The organism is Streptomyces olivochromogenes (genome assembly GCF_001514115.1).
GTDB lineage: Bacteria > Actinomycetota > Actinomycetes > Streptomycetales > Streptomycetaceae > Streptomyces > Streptomyces olivochromogenes.
Genome location: NZ_KQ948453.1, coordinates 215,750 through 229,069, shown reverse-complemented (window position 1 = coordinate 229,069; position 13,320 = coordinate 215,750). Strand labels below are relative to the sequence as shown.

Below are 13,320 nucleotides of genomic sequence, written 5' to 3'. Positions count from 1 at the left end.
TATAACGTCCTGTGTCATACGTACCATGTGCCCAGTCCGCGAGTCCAGACGAAGGAGCAGGTCGCCGGTGGCACGAGGTAGCACCCGCCCGACGAGCCGTGACGTCGCCCAGGCCGCCGGGGTGTCCCAGGCCGCGGTCTCCCTCGTGCTGGGCGACAAGTGGCGCGGCCGGGTCTCCGAGACGACCGCGGAACGCGTCCGCGAGGCCGCCCAGGAGCTCGGCTACCGCCCGAACCTGGCCGCCCGCAACCTCCGCCTGGGCCGCACCCGTACGGTCCTCCTGGTGGTCCCCGCGCTGACCACCGAGTTCTTCGCCGGGGTCTACACCGGCGCGGCCCGCGTCGCGGCGGCACACGGCTTCGGCGTGGTCCTGTACCCCTCCCCCGAGGGCATCGGCCCCGCCCGTGACCCGTTCGGCTCCGCGGCGGCCGCCCTGGACGGCGTCATCGCCTCCTCCATGGCCGCGGACGCCCTGACCGCCATCCGGGGCGACCAGCTCCCCCTGGTGATGCTCGACAGCGACCCCGAGGGCAGCCTGGGCGCGGCGACCGTCAACCTCGACATCAAGGACGGCGTACGGCAGGTGGCCGAGCACCTCCTGTCCCTGGGCCACCGCCGTTTCCTCCATCTGGCGGCGGACATCCCGTCCTGGACCTTCGTGGTACGCGCCCGGGAACTCAGCGCACAACTGGACAAGGTCCCCGGCACACACCTGGACACCGCCCGAGCCCCGATCTCCTTCGAGGACGCCCTGTCCGTCGCGGAGACGGCACTCGCCGCCCCCGGCCCCCGCCCCACCGCCCTGGTCTGCGACGACGACAAACTGGCGGCCGGCGCCTACAAGGCCGCCCGCCGCCTGGGCCTGCGCATCCCCGAGGACCTCTCCATCACAGGGCTAGACGACCTGGCCCTGGCCCAGGCCATCGACCCGGAGCTCACCACCGTCCGCCTGGACGCGGAACGCTTCGGCGAACGGGGCATGGAAGCCCTCCTGGCCGTCCTGGACGGCCGCACACCTCCGGCGGGGGACATCCCGGTGCACCTGGTCGTACGAGGCTCCACGGCCCCACCGGGCGCCCCATAGACCACTCGCCCCACTCACCCGCGGTCGCCGACGCGCGAAAGGGGCCGTGCCGGTACATCAAAGCCCGTCGCTCACGTCCGGATCTGGAACGGCTCCCCGTAGGGCAACGTCCGATCCGGCGGCGACGGGCTGATGTACCGGCACGGCCCCGCCCCACCCACCGGCACCCGGCGGGCAGGGCGAAGACCAACGGTCACTCCTCGTCTTCGGCGTCCTCGGCCTCCGTGGCGGTCTCCGCGCCGCCCTCCTCCAGCAGCCGGTCCAGCTGACGCCCGACGATCCGCCTGAACTTGCGCTGCTGCGGACGCGTACGGTCCAGGACCGCGACCTCCAGGCGCTCCGCGGGGATCTCCCGCTCGCCCCCGTTCGGCTCCCGCGACAGCGACTGCACGGCCAGCTTCAGCGCCTCCGCCAGCGACATCCCGTCCTGGTGGCGCTGGTCCAGATAACTGCTGATCTGCTCGGCATTGCCACCCACCGCGACCGACCCGTGCTCGTCCACGATGGACCCGTCGTGCGGCAGCCGATAGATCTGGTCGCCTTCGGGGGTCTCCCCCACCTCGGCGACAACGAGCTCCACCTCGTACGGCTTCTCGGCGGCCGAGGAGAAGATCGTGCCCAGCGTCTGTGCGTACACATTCGCCAGACCCCGGGCGGTCACATCATCACGGTCATAGGTGTAACCCCGCAGATCGGCATAGCGCACGCCGCCGATCCGCAGATTCTCGTATTCGTTGTACTTACCGGCGGCCGCGAAGCCGATCCGGTCGTAGATCTCGCTGAACTTGTGCAGCGCGCGGGACGGGTTCTCGCCGACGAACACAATGCCGTCGGCGTACTGCAGCACAACGAGGCTGCGACCGCGGGCGATGCCCTTACGGGCGTATTCCGCCCGGTCGGCCATGGCCTGCTGGGGTGAGACATAGAACGGCGTCGACACCGGTTATCCGTCCCTTTCTGTCGAAGTCACTGGGTCACCTTGGCAAAAGGAGCCGAGCTCAGAGCAGCGCGGCCCGCGGACCGTCCGGCTGCTCCAGACGCCGCTCCAGAATCGCGCGGGCGATGTCGGAGGACTCGTCGTCGGTGAGCCTGCGGAAGCCGTCCTCGGTGATCACGGTGACGATCGGGTAGATCCGGCGGGCGACGTCGGGACCACCGGTCGCCGAGTCGTCGTCGGCCGCGTCGTACAGCGCCTGGATGACGAGGGTCGTGGCCTGCTCTTCGGTCAGGTCGTCGCGGTAGAGCTTCTTCATGGCACCGCGCGCGAAGATCGAGCCGGAGCCGGTGGAGGCGTAGCCGTGCTCCTCGGAGCGGCCGCCGGTGACGTCGTAGGAGAAGATGCGGCCCTTGTCGCGGTCCACGTCGAAACCCGCGAAGAGAGGGACCACGGCCAGGCCCTGCATGGCCATGGCGAGGTTGGAACGGATCATGGTGGAGAGCCGGTTCGCCTTGCCCTCCAGGGAGAGCGTGGTGCCCTCCACCTTCTCGAAGTGCTCCAGCTCCAGCTGGAACAGCTTGACCATCTCGACGGCCAGACCGGCCGTACCGGCGATGCCCACCGCCGAGTACTCGTCGGCCGGGAAGACCTTCTCGATGTCGCGCTGAGCGATCATGTTGCCCATGGTGGCCCGGCGGTCGCCGGCGAGAACCACTCCGCCGGGGAACGTGACGGCGACGATGGTCGTGCCGTGCGGGGCCTCGATCACGCCCTGGACGGGCGGCAGCTGCCGCTTGCCCGGCAGCATCTCCGGCTGGTGCTGGGACAGGAAGTCCATGAAGGACGACGACCCGGGCGTCAGGAAGGCAGCCGGTAGACGCCCGGTGCTACGAGTGTTGGCTTCCACGGGGATCCTTCCAAGTAGGCGGCAGCCCGACGAACAGCGTCGGGATCATCTCCCAACTTGCCGATGGCCGAATTGCAGTTGAAGCACGGTACGCCACGGACCCTACCCGTCTCGTGGCGGTGATCCACATGAACTGCGGGACCTTTCAGACCGATCCCGCAGAGCCCCGTTGACGACGCGGAGCCGCCTTGATCTCACGGGGCCCTTTGAACTCACAGAGCCCTTTGATCACGCGCAGCCCCACGGAAGAGGCGACACCCCTTCGAGCGCCGCCGGGCACGGCCGAAGAAGACTGCCCGCGGCCCGGTCTCCCGTCACCGCGAGCAGCACTTCACGCCCAGCCCATCCGGCGTTCAGTCGCCCTCGAGTAAGGCTTTCGAATCGAAGGGAAAAGCGGCCTACTGGCCACCCTTCTGAACGAAGGAGCGCACGAAGTCCTCGGCATTCTCCTCGAGTACGTCGTCGATCTCGTCCAGTACGGAGTCGACGTCGTCGCTCAGCTTCTCCTGGCGTTCCTTGAGGTCGTCCGATACCTGCGCGTCCTGCGCCTGCTCCTCGACCTCCTCGGTGGAACGCGTCGCCTTCTGCTGTCCGCCGCCGGTGTCCTTGGTCGCCATAACCCTCACCCCGCTCGGTTCGACGTTCTTGATCAGACCCTACAAGCAGGGTCCGACATCGGCCCCGCAGTTGCTACAACGTCCGGGAGCCACCTCGATGATTCCCGGACGTCGCGTCTTTCCACCCCGTTGTGCCGCCCGGGCTCCTACGCCCCTGGCGGCCCGGTCAGCCGCCTGACAGGACCCTGACCAGGTCTTCCGCCGTGCGGCAGCGGTCGAGGAGCTCCTTGACGTGATTACGCGTTCCGCGAAGCGGCTCCAGGGTTGGGACGCGCTGGAGCGAGTCCCGGCCCGGCAGATCGAAGATCACCGAGTCCCAGGAGGCCGCCGCCACATCGTCCGCGTACTGCTCCAGACAGCGCCCGCGGAAGTACGCACGGGTGTCCTCGGGCGGCTTCGTGCGGGCCCGCTCGACGTCCTGCTCGTCCAGGAGCCGCTTCATCTTGCCGCGCGCCGCCAGACGGTTGTACAGGCCCTTCTCGGCCCGTACGTCGGCGTACTGGAGGTCGACCAGGTGCAGCCGTGCCGCGTCCCAGTCGAGGCCGTCACGGCGCCGGTAGCCCTCCATGAGCTCCCGCTTGGCGACCCAGTCGAGCTCCCCCGAGAGGCTCATCGGGTCGTTCTCCAGGCGATTGAGAGTGTCCTCCCAGCGGGCCAGGACGTCCTTGGTCTGGTCGTCGGCGTCCGCCCCGAAGCGTTCCTCCACGTATTTGCGCGACAGCTCGAAGTACTCCATCTGGAGCTGCACCGCGGTCAGCGTGCGTCCGCTGCGCAGCGTGACGAGCCGCTTCAGAGTGGGGTCGTGCGAGACCTGGTGCAGCGTGCGCACGGGCTGGTCGACGGCCAGGTCGACGGCGATGAAGCCGTCCTCGATCATGGACAGGACCAGGGCGGTCGTGCCCAGCTTGAGATAGGTCGAGATCTCCGACAGGTTGGCGTCACCGATGATCACGTGCAGCCTGCGGTACTTCTCGGCGTCCGCGTGCGGCTCGTCGCGGGTGTTGATGATGGGGCGCTTGAGCGTGGTCTCGAGGCCCACCTCGACCTCGAAGTAGTCCGCGCGCTGACTGAGCTGGAAGCCGTGCTCGTGCCCGTCCTGGCCGATACCGACGCGGCCCGCTCCGGTGACGACCTGGCGTGAGACGAAGAACGGCGTGAGGTGGCGCACGATGTCCGAGAAGGGGGTCTCCCGCTTCATCAGGTAGTTCTCGTGCGTGCCGTACGAGGCGCCCTTGTTGTCGGTGTTGTTCTTGTAGAGGTGGATCGGCTGGGCGCCGGGGAGCTGGGCCGCGCGCTCCGCGGCCTCCGCCATGATGCGCTCGCCGGCCTTGTCCCACAGGACGGCGTCCCACGGGTTGGTGACCTCGGGAGCGCTGTACTCCGGGTGCGCGTGGTCCACGTACAGCCGTGCGCCATTGGTGAGGATGACATTGGCCAGGCCGATGTCCTCGTCGGTGAGCTGGCTGGAGTCGGCGGCCTCGCGGGCGAGGTCGAAGCCTCGCGCGTCCCGCAGCGGGTTCTCCTCCTCGAAATCCCAGCGGGCGCGGCGCGCCCGGTGCATCGCCGCCGCGTACGCGTTGACGATCTGGGACGAGGTGAGCATGGCATTGGCGTTGGGGTGGCCGGGGACGGAGATCCCGTACTCCGTCTCGATGCCCATTACTCGCCGTACGGTCATGCGGCCCTCCTTGCCCGGCAGCGCCCTCGGTCGGGGGCGCTGCTCAAGTACCGCTGGTGCTCCGGTGCGTGTGCGGTGCCCGTCCCCGCAACGCGCGACTCGGCGGTACGAAAGAGCCTAGAACGCCTCTGCGCTGGTGGGGAGATCATTTGCGTCATTGCTCTGCTCCAGCCGTGCCCCGGAAAGCAGTCGGCTGCGGGTACCCGTGGAGGGCACCCGCAGCCGCCCTGTCTTTTACAGGTACTGCCCGGTGTTCGCCACCGTGTCGATGGAGCGTCCGGTGTCCGCGCCCTGCTTTCCGGTGACGAGCGTACGGATGTAAACGATCCGTTCGCCCTTCTTTCCGGAGATTCGGGCCCAGTCGTCCGGGTTGGTGGTGTTCGGCAGGTCCTCGTTCTCCTTGAACTCGTCCACGCACGCCTGGAGGAGGTGGGAGACCCGAAGGCCCTTCTGGTTCTGCTCGAGGAAGGCCTTGATCGCTGCCTTCTTGGCGCGGCCGACGATGTTCTCGATCATGGCGCCCGAGTTGAAGTCCTTGAAGTACAGGACTTCCTTGTCGCCGTTGGCGTAGGTGACCTCGAGGAAGCGGTTCTCCTCGGACTCGGCGTACATCTGTTCCACGGCGGTCTGGATCATGCCGTGGACGGTGGCCGCCCGGTCCCCGCCGTGCTCTCCGAGGTCGTCGGAGTGCAGCGGGAGGCGTTGTGTGAGGTACTTGGCGAAGATGTCCTTGGCGGCCTCGGCGTCCGGGCGCTCGATCTTGATCTTCACGTCGAGTCGTCCGGGGCGCAGGATCGCGGGGTCGATCATGTCCTCGCGGTTCGAGGCGCCGATCACGACCACGTTCTCCAGGCCTTCCACGCCGTCGATCTCGGCGAGCAGCTGGGGGACGATGGTGTTCTCCACGTCCGAGCTGACGCCCGATCCACGGGTGCGGAAGAGGGATTCCATCTCGTCGAAGAAGACGATGACGGGGGTGCCCTCGCTGGCCTTCTCACGAGCACGCTGGAAGACGAGGCGGATCTGCCGCTCGGTCTCGCCGACGTACTTGTTCAGGAGCTCGGGGCCCTTGATGTTGAGGAAGAAGCTCTTTCCGGTGGCCTGGCCGGTGACCTCGGCGACCTTTTTGGCCAGCGAGTTGGCGACCGCCTTGGCGATGAGCGTCTTGCCGCATCCAGGGGGCCCGTAGAGCAGCACACCCTTGGGCGGCCGCAGTTCGTGCTCCTTGAACAGGTCGGGGTAGAGGTAGGGGAGCTCGACCGCGTCGCGGATCAGTTCGATCTGGTTTCCCAGGCCGCCGATCTGCTCGTAGCCGATGTCCGGGACCTCTTCGAGGACGAGCTCCTCGACCTCGCTCTTGGGGACAACTTCGTAGACATAGCCGGAGCGGGGTTCGAGAAGCAGGGCATCGCCGGGACGGATGACGACGTCCAGGAGCGGCTCGGCGAGCCGTACCACCCGTTCCTCGTCGGTGTGTCCCTGCACCAGGGCGCGTTCGCCGTCCTCGAGGATCTCCTTGAGGGTGACGATGTCGCCGACGCTCTCGTACTCCATGGCCTCGACCACGTTGAGGGCCTCGTTGAGCATCACTTCCTGGCCGCGCCTGAGCTCTTCGAGCTCCACGCTGGGGCTGACGTTCACCCGGAGCTTGCGGCCCCCGGTGAAGATGTCCGCCGTGCCGTCCTCGTTCGCCACGAGGAAGACACCGAAGCCGGCCGGTGGCTGCGCCAGCCGGTCGACCTCTTCCTTGAGGGCCACGATCTGGTCGCGGGCCTCACGGAGCGTGTTGGCGAGCCGCTCGTTCTGTGCGGACACGCCGGCCAGGTTGGTCTGCAGCTCGACGATCCGCTCTTCGAGAATCCTCGTGTGCCGCGGAGAGTCGGCGAGCTTGCGTCGCAGGACGGCGATCTCCTGCTCAAGGTAGGCAACCTGCCCGGCAGGGTCATCGGACCCTCGTCCCGGGCGGATGCCGCGGTTCATGTCGTCGTCGTGGGCTGCCACGGTCCTCACCTCCTCCAAGGGGAGCTGGACGCTTCCAGACCCTACCTGGGTGGGTGTCGATTGAAACCCCTAGATCACAAAGACTGTCGAGGTGTGTCCGATCTTCACCCTTGCGCTCTCCCTCACGCCAGGGGAATACCCACCGAACACGGTCGGGAAGCGGGCGGAGGTAGGGTCGACGTGTTCAACACCCGTCAGAGCTGGCCCGATTCCCCAGTCTCCGGATCGCTCGACGCAGGAAACGGCAGGAGAAATGACCGTGCAGCAGGAGGCCCCAGGCGGCAGCGAGGCTCTCGAGGTCTGGATCGACCAGGATCTCTGTACCGGAGACGGTATCTGCGCCCAGTACGCGCCGGAGGTCTTCGAGCTGGACATCGACGGTCTGGCCTATGTGAAGAGCGCCGACGACGAGCTCCTGCAGGCCCCGGGCGCCACAACGCCCGTACCGCTGACGCTTCTGCGGGATGTCGCCGACTCCGCGAAGGAGTGCCCGGGCGACTGCATCCACGTACGTCGAGTTTCGGACAGGGTCGAGGTCTACGGTCCCGACGCGGAGTGACCCGAAGGGCACTCCACGTCACGACATGTCTCTTTTCTCACACGCTTCTCATGCGTTCTGGGCCCCGGAGGGTGTCGAGCGGATGAACGTGCCGTTCTTCCACTGCCACTTGGCCTGCTCCTTCACGTCCGGGCAGCAACTCGGCACGTCGGCAGAGGAGTAGCCGAGCAGGGTCGCCGTGACGGCGCCGTCACGCACCGCGAAGTCGGTGACGTCGAGGCGGTCCTTCGGGTCGACCAGGGTGGCCACGACGCGGGGCTTCTTCGCTCCCGCCCCGCCCTGGGTGAGGACGTAGACGCCGTTGGGCGGGGTGCCTATGCCCGCGTCGCAGCGGACCACGGCCACCGTCTCCGGGCTGCCGTCGCCGTCGAGGTCTCCGGACGCCTTCTTCTGCACGAGGACCTTGACGGGCCCGCACTCGATCGGGAACGTGACGCCCGCGGGGTCCGGGGGCGCCGTCGCGGCCGGGGCGGACTTGGCCTCGGGGCCGGGCTGGGCCGCCGTCGCGGAGCCGGGCTGGAGGACCGAGGAGAGGGCGACGACTCCGGCCAGGGCGGTGGCCGTGGCGAGCCAGTGGATGGGGCGGGTGTGGGTGTGTGCCAGTTCAGGGACGACGGATTGCTGCACTAGGAGCGTCTCCTGGGAGGGCCGTGACGGTGGGGGTGGGGTGGCCAGCATGGTGCCACACGTCACAGTGGGGTGGAACGGCGGGGTCCGGACTTCTGGCGGCGTGTCATCGCGGCGCGTCAACGGAAAGGGCTTGCGGCGGAGTTGCCCACCTGTTCCGCGGCCCGCGCGCGGGAACGCACCGCGGCCGAGCTCCGGAGTGCTTCCGGGAACTCGGCCACGGGTGTGGTGCGTTGGGTACGTCGACGGCGTGCGCGCCGGTCGGGTCAGCGGCCTGAGCCGCCGTCGGCGTTCGGTCCGGTGTAGTCCTCGCCGTAGGCGCCCTTGGCGGGGCGGCGGCGGCGCATGGGCGGCTCGACGCCGTCCGCGAGGCGGCGGGCGGTGAGCAGGAAGCCGGTGTGGCCGATCATTCGATGGTCCGGACGGACCGCCAGGCCCTCCACGTGCCAGTTGCGGATCATCGACTCCCACGCGGTCGGCTCGTTGAAGGAACCGATCTCGCGGATGGACTCGACGGTCCGCGCGAGCTGGGTGGTGGTGGCGACGTAGCAGCACAGGATGCCGCCGGGGACCAGCGCCTTGGAGACGGCCTCCAGGCACTCCCAGGGGGCGAGCATGTCGAGGATGACGCGGTCGACATCGGTGTCGGACAGGTTGTCCTGGAGGTCGCCGACGGTGAGCTGCCAGGCGGGGTGCGGGCCGCCGAAGTAGCGCTCCACGTTCTGCTGGGCGATCTCCGCGAAGTCCTCGCGGCGCTCGTAGGAGTGGAGCATGCCCTGGTCACCGATGGCGCGCAGCAGGAAGCTGCTGAGCGAGCCGGAGCCCACGCCCGCTTCCACGACGCGCGCGCCGGGGAAGATGTCGGCGAAGGCCAGGATCTGCCCCGCGTCCTTGGGGTAGACCACGGCGGCGCCGCGGGGCATGGACAGGACGTAGTCGGGGAGCAGGGGGCGCAGCGCGAGATAGGCGACGTTCCCCGTGGTGCGGACAACGCTGCCCTCGGGAGCGCCGATCAGCTCGTCGTGGGGGAAGGAACCCTTGTGGGTGTGGAAGTTCTTCCCGGCCTCGAGCGTGAACGTGTAGTGGCGGCCCTTGGGGTCGGTCAGCTGAACCTGGTCCCCGACCTTGAAGGGCCCGCGCCTGCGGGCGGCACCGGTCGGTTCGGACATGTGACCAGCCTACCGGTCCCTGCGCGGGGCGCCGACCACGCTCGGGCCGCGCTCAGGACGGGCGGGCCATGGCCTTGACGAAGGCTCGCTCGACGTCTGCCGCGGAGAGGACTCCGTAGATCTCGCCCGAGTCCTCCACCACCAGGTACTCGGTCGCCGGGGTGGCACGGAGGGTGTCCAGGAGGGCCTCGCCCGCGAGCTCCGCGGAGACGCGCATGCCGTCGGTGAGGTCCTGGGCGAGGCCGCTGACGGCGACCCAGGGGCGGCGGTGCTCCGGTACGCCGACGATGGCGGCCTCGCGGACGAGGGAGAGCGGTTCGCCGTCGGCGTCGACGACGACCAGGGCGCGGGCGCCGGCTTCGTTGGCACGGCGCAGTGCCTCCGAGAGCGGGGTGCTGGTCTCGACGGGGACCGCGCGCCGGGTGAGTGAGCGGGCGCGCAGCTCGGGCAGGTGTTCGCGCAGACGGGCCATGCGGAGGCTGTTGCCGGCGCCGGTCCAGATGATCGCGGCGAGGATCGCGGCGAGCAGGGCGTCGGTGACCGTGTCCATGCCGCCGATGTTGTCCTGGGTGGAGCCGAGCGATCCGGACTGGGTGAGCAGGGGCAGCCCGATCAGTACGGAGACGGCGAGGGCTCGGCCGACCCAGGCGGCGGCGATCGTGCCGCTCATCGGCCTGCCGGTGATCTTCCAGACGACGGCGCGGAGCATGCGGCCGCCGTCCAGGGGCAGGCCGGGGAGCAGGTTGAAGGCGGCCACGATGAGGTTGGAGATCATCAGGCCGGCCAGCAGCACGCCGGGGACCGTGCCGGGCTCGACGGCCAGCATGGCGAGGTAGAAGAGGCCCGAGAGGACGAGGGAGAGCAGTGGTCCGACGAAGGACAGGACGAATTCCCGGCCCGGGGTCTCGGCCTCCTTCTCGATCTCCGAGACGCCGCCGAAGAACTGCAGCTGGATCCGGCGCACCGGCAGCTTGAAGCGCAGGGCGGCGACCGTGTGGGCCAGCTCGTGGACGAGCACGGAGGCGTAGAAGGCGACCGCGAAGAAGAGGGACACGAGGTAGCGCAGGGCGCCGAGTTCGGGCAGCACGCGGTCGAGCTGGCCGCCGAACACCCAGGTGATCAGCGCGGCCACGAGGAACCAGCTGGGCGCCACGTACACGGGCACGCCGAACGGCCGCCCCATCAGCAGCCCGCCACCGGGTTCCCGGCCGCGTCGCGGGGGCTGCGCCTTGCCGGTACCGGTACCGGTACCGGTACCGGTACCGGTTCCGGAGTGGGCGAGGGTCCGGGGGTGTTCGGGCTCGGGGTGCGGGTGGGCTCCGGCGGAGGGGCCGCGGTGCGCGTCCTGGGCGGACGACTCGGTTCCGGGCTCGCCCGTGGGCTTGCTGCCGGTCCCGTCCGTAGCCCCATGGAGTGCGTCGGCCTCGGTCGAGGACCCGTGGAGTGCGTCGGCCTCGTCCGAGGGACCGGAGCCGGCGGGCACCTCGACCCCGTCCTCGGCCCCGCTCGAAGGGTCGCTGTGCGTCTCGGCCCCGCGGGCGGCGTCGATGGGGTCGTGGGATCGGTCGGGGGACGGGGCGGCCTCGGAGGTGTCCGGGGCCGTGGGTGGTGTCGGTCCGGTGGGGTGTTCGGGGCGCTCCGGTCCGGGGCGCGTGGCGTCCGCGGCCGGGGCCGAGGAGGCCCGCTGCTCCCCGTGGCGCTCGGTCGCTTCGTCGGTGCCGGACCGCGGCTGCCCGCTCCCGCCGCTCTCGTCCACGATGTCCCCTCGTTCGAAGCGTCTCCCGCTCCCGATCATGCGAAGCAGGAGGGTCTGGGTCGATGGTATGCGTCCGTCGCGACGCGTTCCGCCCCGGCACCCCCTCTGTTTTCCGCTCCGTCGCACTAGCGCGCACAAGCCCCGACCGTGTACTCACTGTCAGTGGCGGGCCGTAAGGTCTGTGGACATGGAAACCAGCACCGGTGGCGCCGTGCCGCCCGAGCCGACCGAAGCCGTCACGGCCGAAGCCGCCGTGGCCGAAGCGACGGACGCGTCGGCGGTTCCCGCGGCCCGCCCGGCCACGCCTCCGAGCTCGCTGTCGCCCTCACGGGCAGGCGACTTCATGCAGTGCCCGTTGCTCTACCGGTTCCGGGTGATCGACAGACTTCCGGAGAAGCCGAGCGAGGCGGCCACCCGCGGCACGCTGGTCCACGCGGTGCTGGAGCGCCTTTTCGACGCCCCGGCGGCGGAGCGGACGGCTCCGCGCGCCAAGTCACTCATTCCGGGGCAGTGGGACCGGCTGCGCGAGACGCGGCCGGAGGTCGTGGAACTGTTCGCCGACGATCCAGAGGGCGAGCGGTTGACGCGCTGGCTCGGCGAGGCCGAGCAGCTGGTGGAGCGCTGGTTCAGTCTCGAGGACCCGACGCGGCTGGAGCCCGCCGAGCGTGAGCTGTCCGTCGAGGCCCGGCTCGACTCCGGGCTGAAGCTGCGCGGCATCATCGACCGCGTCGACGTGGCCCCGACGGGCGAGGTCCGGATCGTCGACTACAAGACGGGCAAGGCGCCGCGGCCGGAGTACGCCGAGGGCGCGCTGTTCCAGATGAAGTTCTACGCCCTGGTGGTGTGGCGGCTGAAGCAGGTGGTCCCGCGCCGGCTCCAGCTCGTCTACCTCGGCAGCGGCGACGTGGTGACGTACGACCCGATGATCGAGGACCTGGAGCGGGTCGAGCGCAAACTGCTCGCCCTCTGGGAGGCGATCCAGCAGGCCACCGAGACGGGCGACTGGCGACCGAGGCCCACCAAGCTCTGCGGCTGGTGCGACCACCAGGCGGTCTGTCCGGAATTCGGCGGTACTCCCCCGCCCTACCCGCTGCCGGTCAGGGCGCCGGACTCCGGCGTCACCGAGCAGGGCAGAATGGGGCGGGACTAGGTCCTGTCGTCAAATTCCCGTCTGCCCGGCACGTTTTTCAGCTCCGGCCTGGTCCGCCGGACAGACCCAAGGAGACTTGCGTGGCCATCCGCGTCCTACTGGTCGACGACCAGCCGCTGCTGCGTACCGGCTTCCGGATGATTCTGGAGGCGGAGCAGGACATCGCGGTCGTCGGCGAGGCCGGTGACGGTCTGCAGGCACTGGATCAGGTACGTGCGCTGCAGCCCGATGTGGTTCTGATGGACATCCGTATGCCGAGGATGGACGGGGTGGAGGCGACCCGGCAGATCACCGGGCCGGGGCGGGACGGGCCGGCCAAGGTGCTCGTCCTGACGACCTTCGACCTCGACGAGTACGTGGTGGAGGCGCTGCGCGCCGGGGCCAGCGGCTTCCTCCTCAAGGACGCGCCGGCCAATGAGCTGGTGCAGGCGATCCGGGTGGTCGCCTCGGGCGAGGCGATGCTCGCGCCGAGCATCACCCGTCGGCTTCTCGACAAGTACGCGGGTCATCTGCCGTCCGGCGACGAGCCGGTGCCCGACACCCTGCACACCCTGACCGACCGGGAGGTCGAGGTGCTGAAGCTGGTGGCGCGCGGCCTGTCGAACGCGGAGATCGCCGCCGACCTGTTCGTCAGCGAGACCACCGTCAAGACCCATGTGGGCCACGTGCTCACCAAGTTGGGGCTGCGCGACCGGGTGCAGGCCGCGGTGTACGCGTACGAGAGCGGGTTGGTGCGCCCGGGCGCACAGCAGTAACCCCCGATACGCCGTCCACTCCCCCAGGAGCTCGGCCCCAGGGATCCCCGGAGCACGGCCAAGGATCCCCGAAGCTCGAC

At 69.4% G+C, this 13,320-nt stretch carries 12 protein-coding genes and 1 pseudogene; 4 read left to right on the top strand and 9 right to left on the bottom strand.

Annotation, left to right across the window (positions count from 1 at the left end):
- Positions 1-67: 67 nt before the first annotated feature.
- Positions 68-1,084: a LacI family DNA-binding transcriptional regulator gene (locus AQJ27_RS10610; RefSeq protein WP_067365351.1), complete on the top strand. Its 1,017-nt coding sequence runs from the start codon at positions 68-70 to the stop codon at positions 1,082-1,084.
- 193 nt (positions 1,085-1,277) lie between these two features.
- Here AQJ27_RS10610 and prcA read toward each other — a convergent pair whose 3' ends face one another.
- The 6 genes and pseudogenes from prcA to arc form a co-directional block, all read right to left on the bottom strand.
- Positions 1,278-2,024, bottom strand: coding sequence for a proteasome subunit alpha (gene prcA, locus AQJ27_RS10605; RefSeq protein WP_067365348.1), 747 nt, complete (start codon positions 2,022-2,024; stop codon positions 1,278-1,280).
- 58 nt (positions 2,025-2,082) lie between these two features.
- Positions 2,083-2,928, bottom strand: a complete 846-nt coding sequence (gene prcB, locus AQJ27_RS10600) for a proteasome subunit beta (protein WP_067365345.1) — start codon at positions 2,926-2,928, stop codon at positions 2,083-2,085.
- A pseudogene (locus AQJ27_RS51945) lies at positions 2,880-3,107 on the bottom strand (endonuclease VII domain-containing protein); the annotation flags it as partial. The pseudogene AQJ27_RS51945 and the gene prcB, both read right to left, overlap by 49 nt.
- 219 nt (positions 3,108-3,326) lie before the next feature.
- Positions 3,327-3,545, bottom strand: a complete 219-nt coding sequence (locus AQJ27_RS10595) for a ubiquitin-like protein Pup (RefSeq protein WP_060902297.1) — start codon at positions 3,543-3,545, stop codon at positions 3,327-3,329.
- Between the two features lie 166 nt (positions 3,546-3,711).
- Positions 3,712-5,223 (bottom strand): depupylase/deamidase Dop, encoded by a 1,512-nt coding sequence (gene dop, locus AQJ27_RS10590; protein ID WP_341866068.1) that lies wholly within the window; start codon positions 5,221-5,223, stop codon positions 3,712-3,714.
- A 234-nt stretch (positions 5,224-5,457) separates the two neighbouring features.
- Positions 5,458-7,224 (bottom strand): proteasome ATPase, encoded by a 1,767-nt coding sequence (arc, locus tag AQJ27_RS10585; RefSeq protein ID WP_067366395.1) that lies wholly within the window; start codon positions 7,222-7,224, stop codon positions 5,458-5,460.
- Positions 7,225-7,477: 253 nt separating this feature from the next.
- Here arc and AQJ27_RS10580 point away from each other — a divergent pair, with 253 nt between their 5' ends.
- Positions 7,478-7,783, top strand: a complete 306-nt coding sequence (locus AQJ27_RS10580; protein WP_067365339.1) for a ferredoxin — start codon at positions 7,478-7,480, stop codon at positions 7,781-7,783.
- A 48-nt stretch (positions 7,784-7,831) separates the two neighbouring features.
- Here AQJ27_RS10580 and AQJ27_RS10575 read toward each other — a convergent pair whose 3' ends face one another.
- The 3 genes from AQJ27_RS10575 to AQJ27_RS10565 all read right to left on the bottom strand — a co-directional run bounded on the left by AQJ27_RS10575 (position 7,832) and on the right by AQJ27_RS10565 (position 11,335).
- Positions 7,832-8,410, bottom strand: a complete 579-nt coding sequence (locus AQJ27_RS10575) for a hypothetical protein (RefSeq protein ID WP_067365336.1) — start codon at positions 8,408-8,410, stop codon at positions 7,832-7,834.
- Between the two features lie 266 nt (positions 8,411-8,676).
- Positions 8,677-9,579 carry a tRNA (adenine-N1)-methyltransferase gene (locus AQJ27_RS10570; protein ID WP_067365333.1) on the bottom strand — a complete coding sequence of 301 codons (903 nt, stop codon included), beginning with the start codon at positions 9,577-9,579 and terminating at the stop codon, positions 8,677-8,679.
- A 52-nt stretch (positions 9,580-9,631) separates the two neighbouring features.
- Positions 9,632-11,335: a site-2 protease family protein gene (locus AQJ27_RS10565; RefSeq protein ID WP_067366392.1), complete on the bottom strand. Its 1,704-nt coding sequence runs from the start codon at positions 11,333-11,335 to the stop codon at positions 9,632-9,634.
- Between the two features lie 187 nt (positions 11,336-11,522).
- Between AQJ27_RS10565 and AQJ27_RS10560 the strand changes: the two genes are divergently transcribed.
- Positions 11,523-12,485 (top strand): RecB family exonuclease, encoded by a 963-nt coding sequence (locus tag AQJ27_RS10560; protein WP_079064900.1) that lies wholly within the window; start codon positions 11,523-11,525, stop codon positions 12,483-12,485.
- An 80-nt stretch (positions 12,486-12,565) separates the two neighbouring features.
- The gene (locus AQJ27_RS10555) at positions 12,566-13,240 is read left to right on the top strand and encodes a response regulator (RefSeq protein WP_067365330.1); all 675 of its coding nucleotides are present in this window, start codon (positions 12,566-12,568) and stop codon (positions 13,238-13,240) included.
- Positions 13,241-13,320: the final 80 nt, after the last annotated feature.